Origin of the sequence: Nonomuraea sp. NPDC049400, assembly GCF_044466425.1 — a bacterium.
Lineage (GTDB): Bacteria > Actinomycetota > Actinomycetes > Streptosporangiales > Streptosporangiaceae > Nonomuraea.
The window spans coordinates 1-17199 of sequence record NZ_JBITMP010000004.1 but is presented as its reverse complement, the minus strand read 5'-3'; the positions used below and the strand labels follow the sequence as shown (position 1 = coordinate 17199).

Sequence of the window (17199 nt, the reverse complement as noted above, 5' to 3'; positions counted from 1 at the left end):
CGGGTTGTGACCGGTCCGAGACCCACCCTGTGCTCAGCGGACAACTCGCCTGAAACATCTTGGGTCACCGTGCCCAATGCGGCCTGTGACCGGCCGATCCTACGCTGAGCCCACCTTCAGAACATTGTTCTCCAGGAGGCCGGATGCTGGAGGTAGACGATCTTACCGTCCGCTTCGGCGGCATCACGGCGCTGGACGGCGTGGGCTTCGAGGTGGCGCGCGGGGAGATGGTGGGGCTCATCGGGCCGAACGGCGCCGGCAAGACCACCCTGTTCAACTGCCTCACCCGGCGGTACGAGGCCGGCTCGGGGACGATCGTGTACGAGGGCAGGGACCTGACGGCCGTGGCCCCCTACGCGATCGCGGAGCTGGGCATCGCCAGGACGTTCCAGAACCTCGGCCTCTTCCCCCGGCTGCCGGTACGCGACAACGTGCTGGTCGGCGCGCACCACAGGGGCCGCGCCGGCTTCCTCGGCGCGGGTCTGCGGCTGCCCGGCGTACGCCGCGAGGAGCGCGCGCTGCGCGCGGACGCCGACGCCGTGATCGAGCGCCTGGGCCTGACCGGCGTGGCCGACCATCCGGCGACCGGGCTGCCGTTCGGGACGCTCAAGCGGGTCGAGCTGGCCCGCGCGCTCGTCGGCAGGCCCCGGCTGCTGCTGCTCGACGAGCCGGTGAACGGGCTGAACGCGGCCGAGGTCGAGGAGTTCGCGGGCACGCTGGGTGCGATCCGGTCCGAGTACGACCTGACGGTGATCGTGGTCGAGCACCACATGGGCTTCGTCATGGGGATCTGCGAGCGGATCGTGTGCCTCGACTTCGGCCGCAAGATCGCCGAAGGGCCGCCGGGCGAGGTGCAGCGCGACCCCGGCGTCATCGAGGCGTACCTGGGGACGGCCGTGAGTGAGCGAAGCGAGCGAACAATCGAACAAAGCACTCATGGAGTCATGCGACCGACGAAGGAGGGCGCATGACTCTCGTCGTGGAGGACCTGGTGGCCGGGTACGGGGACGCCCGCGTGCTGCACGGCGTGAGCCTGACCGTCGGCGAGGGGGAGATCTGCGCGATTCTCGGGCCGAACGGCGCGGGCAAGACGACGCTGCTGCGTGCCCTGTCCGGCATGGTGAGAGCACGTGGCCGGGTCTCGCTCGACGGCAGGGACCTGGCGGGCCGCTCGCCCGACGCGCTCGCCCGGCAGGGCGTGGCCCACGTGCCGGAGGGGCGGGGCACGTTCATGCCGCTGACCGTCGAGGAGAACCTCCGGCTCGGCGCCTTCGTCCGGCGCGGACGTGCCGAAGTGGAAGCGGACCTCGAACGAGTCCACACGTACTTCCCGGTGCTGAAGAGCCGGCTCAAGCAGGCCGCGGGCAGCCTCAGCGGCGGCGAGCAGCAGATGCTGGCCATCGGCCGGGCCCTCATGCTGCGGCCCCGGCTGCTCCTGCTCGACGAGCCGTCGCTCGGCCTGGCCCCGCTGGTCACCCGGGAGCTGTTCCGCATCGTCCAGGCCGTCAACGCAGAGGAGCGGACCACCGTGGTCGTCGTCGAGCAGAACGCCCATCTCGCGCTCGGCATCGCCCAGCAGGCGCACGTGCTGGAGACCGGGCGGATCGTCCTGTCGGGCACGGCCGAGCAGATCAGGGCCGATGAGCAGGTCGCGCAGTCCTACCTGGGATACCGGGTGTAGCCGATGGGCGGATTCCTGCAGCAGGTCGTCGAGGGGCTCGGCGCGGGCGCCATCTACGCCAGCCTGGCGCTGGCCCTGGTGCTGATCTACCAGTTCACCGGCATCGTGAACTTCGCCCAGGGCGAGCTGGCCATGTTCGCCACGTACGTCGCCTGGCAGTGCGTGGCCGCCGGGCTGCCGTTCTGGCTGGCGCTGGCGCTCACGCTGGTGGTGTCGTTCGCGGGCGGGATGCTGATCGAACGGGTGATCATCCGGCCGGTCGAGGGCGCACCCGAGCTGACGCTGGTCATCGTCACCGTCGGGCTGTTCATCTTCGTCAACGCCGCCGCCGGGTGGATCTGGACGTTCCTGATCAAGGACTTCCCCAACCCGTTCCCCGGCGGCGCGCTGGAGGCGGCCGGGATCAGCGTGAGCTTCTCGACGCTCGGGGTGCTCGCCGTGGTGGCGGTCGTCATGGGGCTCCTGTACCTGCTCTTCCAGCACACCAAGATCGGGCTGGGGATGCGGGCGGTGGCGAGCAACCCCGAGTCGGCGCGGCTGGTCGGGATCCGGGTGGGCTGGACGCTCGCGCTCGGCTGGGGACTGGCGGCCACCGTGGGCGCGGTGTCGGGGGTGCTGGTGGCGCCGCTGCTGTTCCTGGAGCCGAACATGATGGGCGGCGTCCTCATCTACGCGTTCGCGGCGGCGACCCTCGGCGGCTTCGACAGCCCGGTGGGGGCCGTCGTGGGCGGGCTGATCGTCGGGGTGGCGGAGACGCTGGCCGGCGCCTACGTCGGGTTCATCGGGTCCGACCTCAAAGTGGGGGTGCCGCTGATGATCATCCTGGGTGTGCTCCTGCTGCGGCCCCGTGGCCTGTTCGGGCGAGCGGTGGTGGAGCGGTCATGAGCGCAGCGGCACCCACCCCTGCTTCCACGGCATCCACCCCCACTTCCAAAAGGACGCCCGCCACGACGTCGCCCGCAGTCCGCCGGCGGTGGGCAGCGGCAGCGGCGCTGCTGGCGGCCGCGTGTTACGCCCCCTTCCAATTGGCCCCCTTCCACGTCTTCCAGCTCACGATGGTGCTGGTCTACGCGGTGGCGCTGCTCGGGCTGAACCTCCTCGTCGGCCACGCGGGCCAGATCTCGCTCGGGCACGGCGCGTTCTTCGCCGTCGGCGCGTACGCGACCGCGATCCTCCTCGACCGCTGGGCGCTCCCGTACCCATTGACCCTCCCCGTCGCGGCGGGGGCGGCGTTCGTGCTTGGCCTGGCGTTCGGCCTGCCGGCCATGCGGCTGCGCGGTCTCTACCTGGCGCTCGTCACGCTCGCCGTGGCCATCTTCCTGGTGCCGCTGCTCAAGCGCTTCGAGGCGGTCACCGGCGGCTCCATGGGGCTGACGCTGGCCAAGCCCGCGCCGCCCGCCTGGAGCGGCCTGGCCGAGGACCAGTGGCTGTACTTCCTCGCCCTGCTCGTCGCCGTCGCGGCGTTCCTGGTGGCGGGCAGCCTGCTGCGCTCGAGGGTGGGCCGGGCGCTGCACGCCATCAGGGACGACGAGGCCGCGGCCGAGGTCATGGGCGTGCGGCTGTCGTCCTACAAGACGCTCGCGTTCGCGTGGAGCGCGATGTTCGCCGGAGCGGCGGGCTGCCTCTACACGTGGGTGATCGGGTTCGTGTCGCCGGACTCGTTCACCGTCAACCTGTCGATCACCCTGCTGGCCGGACTGGTCGTCGGCGGGCTCGGCTCGCTGTCCGGCCCCGTGCTGGGCGCGCTGTTCGTGATGTTCGTGCCGAGCATCGCGCAGGACATCAACGACGCCGCTCCCGGCGTCGTCTTCGGCCTGCTGATCATCGCGGTGATGTACGTGGCCCCGGCGGGGCTCGCCGGGCTGGCCGGGCGCTTGGTCAAGAAAGTTCCCCGGAAGGAGTAAGAGCGATGCGTGTATCTGCGATCGGGGCTGCTGCGGTGCTTCTCCTGGTCGCCGCCTGCGGGGGGCGGGACAGCGGCGGCGGCGCGGGCACGGCGGCGTCGGGCCAGTGCCAGGGACAGCAGACGACCGGCATCACCGACAAGACCATCAAGCTGGGCGGCATCTACCCGCTGTCCGGCCCCGCCTCCGCCTACGGGGACATCCCCAAGGGCATCAAGGCGTACTTCGACTACATCAACGCGGAGAAGGGCGGCATCGGCGGGCGCAAGGTCGAGTTCGTCGTGCGCGACGACGGCTACCAGCCGCCCAAGGCCGTCGAGGAGGCGCGCAGGCTGGTGGAGCAGGAGCAGGTGTTCGCCCTGTTCCAGACGCTCGGCACGCCCTCGACCACCGCCACCTGGGACTACACGAACCAGCGCAAGGTCCCGCAGATCTTCGTCGCCACCGGCGCCTCCAAGTGGGGCACCGACACCGCGCACCCGTGGACGATCGGCTGGCAGCCCAACTACGTCTCCGAGGCCCGCGTCTACGCCCAGTACCTCAAGAAGGACAAGCCCCAGGCCAAGGTCGCCGTCCTCTACCAGAACGACGACTTCGGCAAGGACCTGCTCGGCGGGTTCAAGCGGGCCGTCGAGGGCACCGGCATCACGATCGTGGCCGAGCAGAGCTACGAGGTGACCGACCCCAGCATCGACCCCCAGATGCGCAACCTCGCCGAGTCGAAGGCCGAGGTGTTCCTCGACATCACCACGCCCAAGTTCGGCTCGCAGGCGCTGGCCGCCGACGCCAGGAACACGACCTGGAACCCGCTGCACATCGTCAACAACGTCGCCGCCTCGATCACCGTGCTCAAGCCCGTCGGCTTCGCGAACGTGCAGGGCGTCGTCTCGGCCACGTACTACAAGGACCCCAACGACCCGACCTGGCAGAACGACCCCGAGATGACGCTGTACAGGCAGAAGATGCAGCAGTACGCGCCCGGCGCCGATCCGAACATCCCCTACCACACCTTCGGCTGGGCCGTGGCGAACAGCTTCCACAAGGCCATGGAGGCGGCCAAGTGCCCGACCCGCGAGGGGCTGCGCGACTCCGTACGCGACCTCAAGGGCGTCAAGATCGACATGCTGCTGCCCGGCGTGACACTCGACACCGGTCAGGCGGACGGCTTCCCGATCGAGTCGATGCAGCTCATGACGTTCAAGGGAGAGCGCTGGGAGCTCTTCGGCGACGTCATCGACACGCGGAAGGAGTTCGGCCCCCTCACGGGGTGATGGGCCTCACCGGGTGATGGTGCCCGCCCTGACCAGCCAGTCGACCGCCTCGGAGATGGCCTCGAGCGGCGCGTATCGGGGCCGGTGCCCCAGGAGCCGCTCGGCCTTCTCCATGCTGCAGTGGGGGCTGTAGGCGATGTGGTCGTACGTGATCTGCGCGTCCTCCTCCGACACCGTCTCCCGCCACCGCTCGAACGGCAGGAAGGTCAGCCGCGCCTCCCGCCCGAACCAGCCCGCCACCGCCTCGGCGTAACCGCGCAGCGTCAGGGCGGTGGTGGCGACGGAGTGGAAGCTCTCGCCCACGGCGACGGACGGGTTGACCATGGCGTCCACGAACAGCCGCGCCACGTCGTCGGCGTGCACGTGCTGGACGGTCTCCATGCCGAAGTTCGGCAGCGCCAGCTCGGCGCCGTCGGCCAGCGTCTGGAACACGGCGGGGTTGACGTTGCCCGCCGGGTTGACCGGCACCCAGCCAGGCCCGGTGATGTGTCCGGGGTGGATGATCGTGGCGGGGAAGCCGTCGCGATGCGCGCGTTCGAGGAGGTGGGCCTCGATGGCGGCCTTCTGCTTGCCGTACTCGCCGATCGGGCGCTTGGGCATGTCCTCGGTCGTCGGCACCCGGCTGCTCGGCCCGTGCGTCCAGATCGTCCCGCAGTGCAGGAAGTGCCGGACCCGCCCGGTCAGCGCCGCCGCCAGGTCGCGGGCGCTGGACTCCGTGAAGCAGATGAGATCGATGACGACGTCCGCCTCCAGGTCGGCGATCCGCCGCCCGAACGTGCCGTCGGCGTCCTCCGCCTCGCGGTCGGCGGTGATGGCGGTGACCCGCTGCCAGGCCCCGTGCGGGCTGTAGGGCTCGCGCTTGCCCCTGCTCACGGCGACGACGTCGTGTCCGGCGTCGACCAGCCGGGGGATTAGATATGTGCCGATATGACCGCTGGCACCAATCACCGCTACTCGCATGCGCCCAGCGTAGACCCGCCGTCTCGGCGGTCAACCATCCCGATACGCTGCTGAACGTCCCATTTCGGAGGTTGGTACGTGTCGGGGGTTGTCGCGGCGTTCGCCGCCCTGGTGTCCGTTGCGGTGCTCGGCTACCTGATCGGGATGGGCGGTCTGCTGCGCGCCAGCGACGAGTTGGTCCTGTCGCGGCTGGCCTTCTTCGTGGCTACTCCCGCGCTGATGTTCGCCACGGTGTCCCGTGCCGACCTGCGCACGCTCTTCTCGCCGGTGCTGCTGACCGAGGTGGTGGCGGTGGCCTGCGTCCAGCTGGTCTACGTGCTGGTGGCGAGGCTGGCCTGGCGGCGCGACCGCCGCGAGGCGACGATCGGCGCCCTGGCCTCGTCGTACGTCAACGCGGGCAACCTCGGCGTGCCCATCTCGATCTACGTGTTGGGCGACGGCGCACTGGTCGCCCCGATCCTGCTCTTCCAGCTGATCGTCATCACCCCGATCTCGTTCCTGATCCTCGACAAGGGGGCGCGCTCGGCGCGTGCGGCGCTGCTCCTCCCGCTCCGCAACCCGCTCACGGTCGCCTCACTCCTCGGCCTCGCCTTCGCGCTCAGCGGGATCTCCCTCCCCGAGCTGGCCATGCGCCCGGTCGAGCTGCTCGGCGGCGCCGCCGTGCCCGTGGCGCTGCTGGCGTACGGCCTCAGCCTGTACGGCTCCCAGCGCACCCCCAAGGACCCCGAGACGAACGGCGTCGGCAAGGACGTCTTCCTCGCGGTCGCGCTGAAGGCCTTCGTCCAGCCGGCCATCGCCTACCTGACCGCCCGCCTCGCCCTCGGCCTCGACGGCAGCGACCTCCTGGCCGCCACCCTGTTCGCCGCCCTGCCGACCGCGCAGAACATCTACGTGTACGCGGTGAACTACGACACGGGCCGCCGCCTGGCCCGCAGCGCGGTGCTGCTGACCACGGGCCTGTCCATCCCGATCATGACCACGATCGGCGCGGTCCTCGGGTGATTACCATGAGGGTGTGCTTCGCTCCGTGTGGGACGAGCCCCGTCCCTCCGACCCTCCGTTACGCGTCTGGCGGGACTGGGCGCTCGTAGGGGTGCTCGTGCCGGTCGCGGTGCTCGAAGGGGCCCTGCGCCCGGAGCTGCCGTGGCGGGCCGTCGCGGTGGCCATGACCGTCGGGCTGGTGCCCACGCTGCTGTGGCGCCGCACCAGGCCGCTGCTGATGCTCGCGACCGCCTTCGTCACCACGAGCCTGGCTCCGCTGCTCATGGGCGGCGTGCGGCCGGAGACGTACACGATGGTGTTCCTGCTGCTCGTGGTGTACGCGCTGTTCAGGTGGGGGTCGGGACGCGAGGCCGCGACCGGGCTGGCGATCATGCTGGTCGCGGTCGGCGTCTCGGTCGCCTTCTACGGGCTCGCGCCCGCCGACGCCGTCGCCGGGTTCGCCGTCATGTTCTCGGCCATCGCCCTGGGCCTCGCGGTCCGGTACCGGGCCAGGGCGCGGATGCGCGAGCTCGAGCAGGTCAAGCTGCTCGAGCGCGAGCAGCTGGCCCGCGACCTGCACGACACCGTGGCTCACCACGTGTCGGCCATGGCGATCCGCGCGCAGGCGGGCCTGGCGACGGCGGCCTCGCAACCGGAGGCCGCGACCGACGCGCTCCGCGTGATCGCGGCCGAGGCGTCGCGTACGCTCGCCGAGATGCGCGCCATGGTCCGCCTCCTGCGCCGAAACGAGCCGGCTGAGCTGTCGCCGGGGCGGCAGATCGCCGATCTCCGACAGCTCGCCGGTCACGCCCGCGTCGGCCCATCCGTCGACGTGGAGCTCTTCGGCGACCTCGACGGCCTGCCGCCGTCGGTCGGGGCCGCGATCTTCCGCATCGCCCAGGAGTCGGTCACCAACGCCCGGCGGCACGCCCGCCACGCCACCCGCATCGCGATCCAGGTCGCCGCCGACGACACGTCGGTGCGCCTGCGCGTGAGCGACGACGGCGACACCAGCTCCGTACGCTCGATTTCGTCGCCCGGCTACGGGCTCATCGGCATGATCGAACGCGCGGGCCTGCTCGGCGGCACCTGCGAGGCAGGGCCGAACCCCGACCGGGGCTGGACCGTGACCGCCGTGCTGCCCCGCGCCGGGACGGCGACATGACCGCCGGGGGCGAGGGCATCCGGGTGGTCGTCGCCGACGACCAGGAGATCGCCCGCACGGGGCTCAGGATGATCCTCGACGCGCAGCCCGGCATCGAGGTCGTCGGCGAGGCCGCCGACGGGCGGCGCGCCGTGGAGCTGGCGCGGCGCCTGCGCCCCGACGTGTGCCTGTTCGACATCCGCATGCCCGGCCTCGACGGCATCGAGGCCACCCGCCGCCTGGCCGGTCCCGGCGTCGCCGAACCCCTCGCCGTCGTCGTCATCACCACCTTCGACCTCGACGAGTACGTCTACGCCGCGCTCAGAGCGGGCGCCCGGGGCTTCCTGCTCAAGGACGCCGGCCCCGACCTGCTCTCCCAGGCCGTCCGCGCCGCCGCCAACGGCGACGCCCTCATCGCCCCGAACATCACCGCACGCCTGCTCGAGACCTTCGCCTTCGCCGGGCGCGCCACGCCGCCCGCGCAACCCGTCGATGCGCTGACCGTCCGGGAGGAGGAGATCCTCGCCACCGTGGCGCGCGGGCGGACCAACAGCGAGATCGCCGACGAGCTGCACATCTCGCTCAGCACGGTCAAGAGCCACATCGCCAGCCTCATGACCAAGCTCGGTGTCCGCAATCGCGTGGAGATCGCCATGTGGGCCTACGAGACCAGGCGCGTGCGCGACTGATCCGGCCGATCGGCCGGGCGGAAGGTCGTACTTTCGGCTGTAGAGCTCGCGTGCGGGGTCTGGCGACACTGGTCTCGAGTCCCCTCCATGAGGAGAATGCGATGAAGGCGTTCGTCTTACGCTCGTACGGCTCACCCCTCCGGCTCACGGACGTCGACCGGCCCGTGCCCGGCGACGGCGAGGTGCTGGTCCGGGTGCGCGCCACCTCCGTCCAGCCCTACGACTGGCACTTCATGCGCGGCGAGCCGTACGTCGCGCGCCTGATGCCCGGCGGCCCCGGCCTGCTCACGCCGCCGTTCGGCATCCTGGGCGCGGACGTGGCGGGGGAGGTCGAGGCGGTCGGCGCTGGCGTGACGGAGTTCGGCCCTGGCGACGAGGTGTACGCGATGCCCAAGCAGGGCGGCTTCGCCCAGTACGTGTGCGTGCCGGAGAGCGAGCTGGCGCGCAAGCCGGCGAACCTGTCGTTCGAGGAGGCGGCGGCGGTGCCGATGGCGGCGAACACCGCCCTGATCGCCCTGCGTGACCAGGGACGCGTCCAGCCGGGACAGAAGGTCCTCGTGAACGGGGCCTCCGGAGGCGTGGGCACGTTCGCCGTGCAGCTCGCCAAGGCGTTCGGCGCGCGGGTCACCGGCGTCTGCAGCGCGCGGAACGTGGACATGGTGTGGTCGATCGGCGCGGACGAGGTCATCGACTACACCAAAGAGGACTTCACCCGTAACGGGCAGCGCTACGACTTGCTGGTGGACATCGCGGGCAGCCGTCCCGCCTCGGCGTGCCGGCGGGTGCTGGCCCGCAAGGGCATCCTGGTGCTCGTCGGCGGCCCGGCCGGTCGCTGGCTGCAGCCCGTCGGCCACGTGGTCGCGGCGCTCGCGGCGGCGCCGTTCGTGTCCCAGAGGACGGTTCTGGCGGACGTGGTGCGCTGCACGGAGAACAAGCGGAACCTGGCGACGCTGACCGAGCTCATCGAGGCCGGCGCGGTCCATCCGGTCATCGACCGGAGCTACCCGTTCGAGGAGCTCCCGGCGGCCGTCAGGTACCAGGAGGCGGGCCATGTGCCGGGGAAGGTCGTGATCGCCGTCTAGAGTGCCCCGATGGAAACGTCACGCCTCACGGCCTACAGCGACGTCGCCACCTCCCTGGCCCTTCGCGGCGACGTCGAGCTGGGCAAGCTGGTCGAGCAGGCCGACCCGCTCGGCGCCGGCATCGGCGGCCGGTCCGCGCTGTTGGAGGTGGCCGGGACCCGGGTGTTCGTGAAACGGGTGCCCCTCACGGACCGGGAGCTCCTGCCGGAGAACTTCAGGTCCACCGCCAATGTCTTCGGCCTCCCGGCCTTCTTCAACTACGGCATCGGCAGTCCTGGCTTCGGGGCGTGGCGGGAGCTGGCGACGCACGTCATGACCACGAACTGGGTGATCGCCGGTCAGTATCCCGGCTTTCCCCTGATGTACCACTGGCGGGTGCTGCCCGACACCCCGCCGTCCCTGCCCGAGGTCATGTCCGACGTGGAGCAGACCGTTGCCTACTGGGGAGGAGGCCCGGAGGTGCGCGACCGCATCGAGGCGCTCCAGCGGTCCTCGGCGAGCCTCGTGCTGTTCCTCGAGTACTTCCCGCACAACCTGAGCGACTGGCTGGGAGCGCGGATGCGGGCCGGTGACGAGGCCGCTAACGCCGCCTGCGAGCTGGTGGAGCGGGAGCTGGAAGCGGGCGTCTCCTTCATGAGCGCCAACGACCTGCTGCACTTCGACGCGCACTTTCTCAATCTCCTCACCGACGGGCGGCGCGTCTACTTCGCCGACTTCGGGCTCGCGATCTCCTCGCGCTTCGATCTGTCGCCGGAGCAAGCCGACTTCTTCCGCCGGCACCGAAGTTACGACCGCTGCTACACGCGCACGCACTTCGTGCACTGGCTGGCGTCCGCCCTGTACGGCCGCAAGTGGGGCGATCACGACGACCTGGTGCGCGCGTGGGCCGGGGGAGAGCCACCCGCCGGGGTGCCGGAGTCAGCGGCGGCGATCCTGACCCGTCACAGCGCGCTCGCCCTGGTGATGGACGACTTCTACCGCAGGCTCCAGAAGGAGAGCAGGCGGACGCCGTATCCGCAGGAGGAGCTCGATCGACTCCCCGGCTGAGCCTCAGGCCGGGCAAACCGCTTGTGCCGGGTCACTGGAGACCGACCTCCCTGATTGTTACCGTTGTCGCCTCAACGACGATCATCAAGGGGTAGCCATGACCGAGTCCTCGGTGATGCCGCCGCACATGCGGCGGGTGGGGTTCGACCCGGCTCCTGAGCTGGCGGCGGTCCGGGACGAGGCGGGGATCGTGCGCATCACGAGTGCGTTCGGCCTGGACGCCTGGCTCGTGACCCGGTACGCGGACGTACGCGAGGTCCTGGGCGACGCCGAGCGGTTCAAGATCGCAGAGCAGACGGTCGCGCGGCTGCCTGGAGCGCCGGAGATGACCCCGGAGCAGCTCGCCAAGGCGCAGGCGGGCAACCTGCTCGGCGCGGACCCGCCCAAGCACACGCGCCTGCGCAAGATGCTGACCCCCGAGTTCACCATCCGCAGGATGCAGCGGCTGGAGCCGCGGATCAGGCGCATCGTGGACGACCACCTGGACGCCATGGAGGCCGCCGGGGCGCCCGCCGACCTGGTGCAGTCGTTCGCGCTGCCGATCCCGTCGCTGGTCATCTGCGAGCTGCTCGGCGTCCCGTACGAGGACCGCGCGGGTTTCCAGCACCGCACCAGCAGGATGCTCGACATGTCGGTGCCGGGCGAGGAGCGGCTGGCGCTGCAGTTCGAGTCGCGGGCGTACATGGAGGACCTGGTCCGCCGCATCCAGCAGGACCCGGGCGACGAGCTGCTCGGCATGCTGGTGCGCGAGCACGGCGACGACCTGACCACGGACGAGCTCGTCGGGATCGGCGCCCTGCTGTTGTTCGCCGGTCACGAGACCACCTCCAACATGCTCGCCCTCGGCACCCTGGCCCTGCTCCGCCACCCCGAACAGCTCGAACTCCTCAGGAAGGAGCCCGAGCGCATCGACGCCGCGGTGGAGGAGCTGCTGCGCTGGCTGAGCATCGTCAACTCGGGCACGACCAAGGTCACGACCACGGAGGTCCGGCTCGGCGGCCGTACCATCCCGCCCGGCGAGCTGATCGTCTGCGCCCTGCCCGCGGCCAACCGCGACCCGGGGCTGCTGCCCGACGCGGACACGTTCGACATCTCCCGCGGCGCTCCCGGCCACGTCGCCTTCGGCCACGGCATCCACCACTGCCTGGGCGCCCCGCTGGCCCGCATGGAGCTGCGCATCGCCTTCCCCGCGCTGCTCCAGCGCTTCCCGGGGCTGCGCGAGGCCGGCGCCGCGGACTTCCGCTCCGCCCACATCGTCTACGGCCTGAGCTCCCTGGAGGTCGCCTGGTAGCGGCTGATGGGAATTGTCGGTCCCGGCGGATAGCGTGCAAGGGTCATGCCTATCGACGTCGCGGCACACGAGCTGATCGGCAGGGAGCACCCCGCCGCGCTGATGCGTGCCGAGATCGACCGGGTGATCGGCAGCCACGGCGGCCTGGTGCTGGTCACCGGCGAGGCGGGCATCGGCAAGACGACGCTGGTCACGAGCGCGGCGGGGGAGGCCAGGCGGCAGGGCGCGCTGGTGGTCGGCGGCGCGTGCTGGGATTCGGACAATGCCCCAGGCTTCTGGCCGTGGGTCCAGGTCATCCGGGCTCTGCGGCGCGCCGCGGAGCCCGGGGAGTGGGCCGCGGTGGAGCAGTCGGCCGACGGCAGGCTGGCCGCCCTGCTCGGCGAGGGCAGGAGCCGCGCGGCGGCCCTCGACGCCTTCCGGGTCTACGACGCGGTCACCTCCGCTCTGGTCTCGCTGTCGCAGCGGCGCCCGGTGGTGGTCGTCATCGACGACCTCCACGAGGCCGACCCGGCCTCGCTCCGGCTGCTGGAGTTCGCGGCGCAGCAGACCTGGTTCGAGCGGCTGCTGTTGATCGGCACCTATCGCGACGCCGAGGTGGAGTCCGTCGACCACCCGCTGCGCGATCTCCTGTCGCCGCTCGTCGCGCGGGCCACCACCATCACGCTCACCGGGCTCGACCAGGCGGGCGTCGGCGCGCTCATGACCCGCACGGCCGGCCACGAGCCGCCGCCCGAGCTGGTCGCGGAGGTCCATCTGCGCACGGGCGGAAACCCGTTCTTCGTCGAGCAGACCGCCAGGCTGTGGCGCAGCGGCGGCTCGGCCGGCGCCATCGCGCCGGGCGTGCGCGACGCGCTGCTGCGCCGGTTGTCCCTGCTGCCGCGGCAGGTGTCCGAGCTGCTGCCCGCCGCGGCGGTGCTCGGGCGGGAGTTCCACCGGCAGGTGCTCGCCGCGATCGTCGCGGCGCCCGTCGCGCACGTCGACCGGCTGCTGGACGTGGCCGTGGCGGCCAAGCTCGTGGTGGCCAAGGGCGGCGGCGTGTTCGCGTTCGCCCACGACCTGGTGCGCGAGACCCTCTACGACTCGCTGGACGACCCGCTCGAGCTGCACGGCGCCATCGTCAGCGCCCTCGACCGCGCGCCCGGTCTGGCGGGCAAGGTGCTGCCGGGCGACCTGGCCGGGCACGCCTACCTCGCCCGCGACCGCCTGGACCCTGATCGGGTGATCGACCTCCTGCTGGCCGCCTCCCGCGACGCCAAGGGTCGCCTGGCGGACGAGGAGCAGCTGGGCCACCTGCGCAGGGCATGCGACCTGAGCGGCGGCGTCGACCGGCGCAGGCAGGCCGTGATCGCTCTCGACCTGGGCAAGGAGCTGCACCACGTCGGCGAGCTGGACGCGGCGAGGGAGGCGTTCGAGCTGGCCGCCGCCATCGCCCGCGAGCTCGACGACCCCGAGCTGCCCGCCCGCGTCGCGCTGACGTTCCACTCCCAATACGGCCTCGACGAGGCCCTCGAGCGGCTGCGACAGGCCCACGGCAGGCTGGTCGGCGGCTCGGCGCCCGACGAGCGGCTGGCGCTCGAGCTCGTGCTCCACCTCGCCAACCTGGCCAGGCGCGGAGGTGACGACGACGCGCTGGCGTTCAGCCTGTGGAAGCACCACGAGATCATCTGGGGGCCCGGCACGGCGGAGGAGCGGTTGGCGCTGACCGGCGAGCTGCTCGACGTGGCCAGGCGCACGTCCGACGGGGACCTCGCCCACTTCGCCGCCGCGCTGCGCTGGGTCGCCATGATCGAGCAGGGTGACGCCCGCTACCTCGACGCCTTCCACGACTACGCCGCCAGAGGGCGGCGCAGCGGCCGGCGCCACCTCGACCTGTCCACGTCGGTGGACATGAGCATCATCGCCGCCCTCACCGGCCGCTTCGCCGAGGCGGAGTCGGCGCTGTCGGGCATCCACGTGGACTCGATGCACGATCATTTCCTGTTCATGATCATGCACCACCGGTGGGCGATGACGTCGCTGCAGGGCAGGATCAAGGAGGCAGAAGAGCTGCTCCGCGAGCTCAGGGAGACCGCCCACCCGTGCGTGCCGGTGCTGGAGGCGCTCACGGCCCTGCAAGTAGGCGACCTCGACACCGCGCTACGCCACTTCGCCGCCGGGGAGCCGAGCGAGCGCATGGCGCAGCCGCTGTGGCTGCGGTTCCAGGCGGAGGTGGCGGCGGCCACGCAGGACCCGGAGCTGTGCGCGCGGGCCCGCGCCGCGCTGGCTCCGCATCGGGGCCAGTGGGTGGTGTCGTTCTACGGCTGGGACGTCAGCGGGCCCTACGATCTCTGGCTCGCGCTGCTCGACGCCGCCGAGGGCCGGTGGGCGCAGGCCATCGAGGGATTCACGGCCGCCTACCGCTCCGCCGACCTGATGCGGGCACGGCCGTGGTCGGTGATCGCCCGGGCGCACCTGGCCGAGACGCTGCTCTCCCGTGGCGGGCCGGGCGACGCCGAGGCGGCGGAGGGGCTGCTCGCCGGCGTGCGCAGGGAGGCGGGCGAGCTGGGCATGCGCCACGTCCTTGAGTCCGTACGCCCGGCGCGTCCAGAGCCGGTCGCCCCCCGGCCGGACAGAGGCGGCACCGCGGAGTTCAGGAGGGACGGGAAGGTCTGGTCGCTGGCGTTCGCGGGCCGCACCGCGCACATGCCCGACGCCAAGGGCCTGCGCGACCTCCACACGTTGCTGAGCCGTCCGGGTGACGACGTGCCCGCCGTGCTCCTGCTCGACCCCGAGGGCGGCGAGGTCGTGGTCGCGGCCCGGCGGATGGGCGGCGACGACGTGCTCGACGAGGAGGCCAAGAGCCGCTACCGGCGCCGGCTGGCCCAGCTCGACGACGAGATCGACCGGGCCGCGGAGCTGGGGGACGACCGGCGGGCGGCCGAGTTCGACCGGGAGCGGGCGGCGTTGCTGGAGGAGCTGCGGGCCGCGGCGGGGCTCGGCGGGCGCACCCGCCGCCTGGGCGACGAGGCGGAGCGCGCCCGCAAGACCGTCACGGCCAGGATCCGCGACGTGCTGCGCAAGCTCGACCGAGCCCATCCCGAGCTGGCCGCCCATCTCCGCGCCGCCGTCTCGACCGGCTCCACCTGCCGCTACCAACCTGACCGCCCCGTCACCTGGCGCCTCTGAGCAGGGGCCATGCTACTTGCGGTTGTACAGGCGCATGGTGAGGGTGCCGAACACGGCGATCAGCACCAGCGCCGACACCAGTACCCACATGAGCTCCGCGCCGTCAGGCGCGCCGGCCATCAGCGACCGCACGGAAGCCACCACGTGCGTGATGGGGTTCGCGTTCACGAAGATCTGCAGCCACCCCGGCATGGTCGAGGGGTGCACATAGACGTTGCTCAGGAAGGTCAACGGGAACAGCACCAGCATGCTGACCCCCATCACCGACTTCTCGCTCCGCAGCAGCAGCCCGAACATCGTCCACACCCAGGAGAACGCGAACGAGAACCCCAGCAGCACCAGGATCCCGGCCACCGAACCGGCGACCCCGCCCGGCGGCCGGTAGCCCAGCACCAGACCGACCGCCAGAATGACCGTCGAGGCCAGCGTGTACCGCAGGACGTCGCCGAGCAGGTAGCCGACCATGGTCGAAGGACGCCAGATGGGCAGGGTGCGGAAGCGGTCGAAGACGCCCTTCTCGATGTCCTTGTTGACCTCCACGCCGGTGTACATCGTGATCATCACGACGCTCGTCACCATGATGCCCGGCAGCAGGAACTGCAGGTACTTGGTCGGCGATCCCGCCAGCGCGCCGCCGAACAGGTACGTGAACATCAGCGTCATCATCAGCGGGAACGCCGTCACGTCGAACAGCTGCTCCGGCACGTGCTTGATCTTCAACATGGCCCGCCAGCCGAACGTGATTGACGCCGACCAGGCGCTGGGCCGCGGCGGCTTCACCCCCGGAGCGAGCACCGTGCCGAGCGTCTCGGCCGCGGGTGCGTACGTGGTCTCAGTGGTGGTGCTCATGCTGCCTCCTCGGTCGCGGGGCGGTCGGTCAGTGCCAGGAAGACCTCGTCCAGGCTGGGCTGGCCGAGTGAGAAGTCGTTGACGACGATGCCGGCCTCGGCCAGCCGCCCGAGGGCGCGGGCGGCCTGCGCCGCCTCCCCGCCGTCGCCGGTGATGCGGGCCGTGAGCGCCACCGGGTCCGCCTCCAGGTAGACGGGCGCGTCCAGCGTCTCGGCGAGCAGGCGCTCGGCCTCGCCGCGGGTGGCCGGGTCGCGCAGCCGTACGTGCACGGAACCGGAGCCGACCGACGACTTCAGCTCGCCGGGAGTGCCCTCGGCGATGACCTTGCCGTGGTCGATGACCGCGATGCGGCTCGCGAGCCGGTCGGCCTCCTCCAGGTATTGCGTGGTGAGCAGCACCGTCGTGCCGTGGGCCACGACGACGCGCACGATGTCCCAGACCTGGTTGCGGCTGCGCGGGTCGAGGCCGGTCGTGGGCTCGTCGAGGAAGAGCAGGTCGGGCGTGTTGAGGATGCTGGCCGCGATGTCGATCCGCCGGCGCATCCCGCCCGAGTACGTCTTGACCTGCCGCCCCGCGGCATCCGTCAGCCCGAACGCCTCCAGCAGCTCCGCCGCCCGCTCCTTCGCGGCCGGCTTGCGGTGGCCGAGGAGGCGGCCGAGCAGGATCAGGTTCTCGGCGCCGGTCATCTCCTCGTCCACGGAGGCGTACTGGCCGGTCAGGCTGACCCGGCTGCGTACGGTGTCCGCCTCGCGCACGACGTCGTGCCCGAACACGGTCGCCTCGCCGCCGTCGGGTCGCAGCAGCGTGGCCAGCATCCGTACGGCGGTGGTCTTGCCCGCGCCGTTGGGGCCGAGCACGCCGTACACGGCGCCGGTCGGGACGGCGAGGTCGAGGCCGTCCACGGCACGGGTGTCGCCGAAGACCTTGACCAGGCCGGAGGTCTGTATCGCTAGATCTGGCATTGCGGTCCTAATCAGTGTTAGCGAGTCGCCTTGCGGCAGACTCGGTGGTTGGTAGCCGTCCGGCAGGTGAGCACTTGCGCGTCCTGGACTTCGAGTCCTGCTGAAAGACAGTGCCCCTGCCGGTTGGCCGGGAGAGTTGATCGCTTCTGGGATGTCGTTGCCCACTGACGGTG

15 protein-coding genes are annotated in these 17199 nt (G+C 71.4%); 12 read left to right on the top strand and 3 right to left on the bottom strand.

The annotated features are described in order from the left end of the window. The first annotated feature begins 143 nt into the window (after positions 1 to 143). Genes ACIBVN_RS06090 through ACIBVN_RS06070 form a run of 5 tightly spaced genes read left to right on the top strand, consistent with a single transcriptional unit; the run spans position 144 to position 4856 of the window. Positions 144 to 971, top strand: coding sequence for an ABC transporter ATP-binding protein (locus tag ACIBVN_RS06090; RefSeq protein ID WP_397133210.1), 828 nt, complete (start codon positions 144 to 146; stop codon positions 969 to 971). Next, positions 968 to 1681, top strand: coding sequence for an ABC transporter ATP-binding protein (locus ACIBVN_RS06085; protein WP_397133208.1), 714 nt, complete (start codon positions 968 to 970; stop codon positions 1679 to 1681). Before ACIBVN_RS06090 ends, ACIBVN_RS06085 begins: the two co-directional genes overlap by 4 nt. Positions 1682 to 1684: 3 nt before the next feature. Next, the gene (locus ACIBVN_RS06080) at positions 1685 to 2566 is read left to right on the top strand and encodes a branched-chain amino acid ABC transporter permease (protein ID WP_397133206.1); all 882 of its coding nucleotides are present in this window, start codon (positions 1685 to 1687) and stop codon (positions 2564 to 2566) included. Then, on the top strand, positions 2563 to 3585 hold the full coding sequence (locus tag ACIBVN_RS06075) for a branched-chain amino acid ABC transporter permease (RefSeq protein WP_397133204.1): 1023 nt from the start codon (positions 2563 to 2565) through the stop codon (positions 3583 to 3585). Before ACIBVN_RS06080 ends, ACIBVN_RS06075 begins: the two co-directional genes overlap by 4 nt. A gap of 5 nt (positions 3586 to 3590) precedes the next feature. Then, positions 3591 to 4856 (top strand): ABC transporter substrate-binding protein, encoded by a 1266-nt coding sequence (locus ACIBVN_RS06070; RefSeq protein WP_397133202.1) that lies wholly within the window; start codon positions 3591 to 3593, stop codon positions 4854 to 4856. A gap of 6 nt (positions 4857 to 4862) precedes the next feature. Here the strand turns inward: ACIBVN_RS06070 and ACIBVN_RS06065 are convergent, their stop codons facing one another. Then, on the bottom strand, positions 4863 to 5816 hold the full coding sequence (locus ACIBVN_RS06065) for an NAD-dependent epimerase/dehydratase family protein (protein WP_397133200.1): 954 nt from the start codon (positions 5814 to 5816) through the stop codon (positions 4863 to 4865). Between the two features lie 78 nt (positions 5817 to 5894). Between ACIBVN_RS06065 and ACIBVN_RS06060 the strand changes: the two genes are divergently transcribed. The 7 genes from ACIBVN_RS06060 (at position 5895) to ACIBVN_RS06030 (ending at position 15215) form a co-directional block, all read left to right on the top strand. After that, entirely contained in the window at positions 5895 to 6818 is a 924-nt protein-coding gene (locus ACIBVN_RS06060) for an AEC family transporter (protein ID WP_397133198.1), read from the top strand. Positions 6819 to 6831: 13 nt separating this feature from the next. Beyond that, positions 6832 to 7962, top strand: coding sequence for a sensor histidine kinase (locus ACIBVN_RS06055; RefSeq protein ID WP_397133196.1), 1131 nt, complete (start codon positions 6832 to 6834; stop codon positions 7960 to 7962). After that, on the top strand, positions 7959 to 8630 hold the full coding sequence (locus ACIBVN_RS06050; protein WP_397133194.1) for a response regulator: 672 nt from the start codon (positions 7959 to 7961) through the stop codon (positions 8628 to 8630). The genes ACIBVN_RS06055 and ACIBVN_RS06050 overlap by 4 nt, the downstream gene beginning before the upstream one ends. A 101-nt stretch (positions 8631 to 8731) precedes the next feature. Beyond that, a complete protein-coding gene (locus tag ACIBVN_RS06045; protein ID WP_397133193.1) occupies positions 8732 to 9712 on the top strand; it encodes an NAD(P)-dependent alcohol dehydrogenase in 981 nt (326 codons plus the stop codon). Between the two features lie 9 nt (positions 9713 to 9721). Beyond that, complete coding sequence (locus ACIBVN_RS06040) at positions 9722 to 10759, top strand: protein kinase family protein (protein ID WP_397133191.1); 1038 nt, start codon at positions 9722 to 9724, stop codon at positions 10757 to 10759. A gap of 97 nt (positions 10760 to 10856) precedes the next feature. Then, entirely contained in the window at positions 10857 to 12050 is a 1194-nt protein-coding gene (locus tag ACIBVN_RS06035) for a cytochrome P450 (RefSeq protein WP_397133189.1), read from the top strand. A gap of 45 nt (positions 12051 to 12095) precedes the next feature. Next, positions 12096 to 15215: an AAA family ATPase gene (locus ACIBVN_RS06030; RefSeq protein WP_397133187.1), complete on the top strand. Its 3120-nt coding sequence runs from the start codon at positions 12096 to 12098 to the stop codon at positions 15213 to 15215. A 12-nt stretch (positions 15216 to 15227) separates the two neighbouring features. On the opposite strand, the gene ACIBVN_RS06025 is transcribed toward ACIBVN_RS06030, so the two are convergent. Further along, complete coding sequence (locus ACIBVN_RS06025) at positions 15228 to 16064, bottom strand: ABC transporter permease (RefSeq protein ID WP_397133185.1); 837 nt, start codon at positions 16062 to 16064, stop codon at positions 15228 to 15230. Beyond that, positions 16061 to 17026 carry an ATP-binding cassette domain-containing protein gene (locus ACIBVN_RS06020; protein ID WP_397133183.1) on the bottom strand — a complete coding sequence of 322 codons (966 nt, stop codon included), beginning with the start codon at positions 17024 to 17026 and terminating at the stop codon, positions 16061 to 16063. The genes ACIBVN_RS06025 and ACIBVN_RS06020 overlap by 4 nt, the downstream gene beginning before the upstream one ends. Positions 17027 to 17199 lie beyond the last annotated feature (173 nt).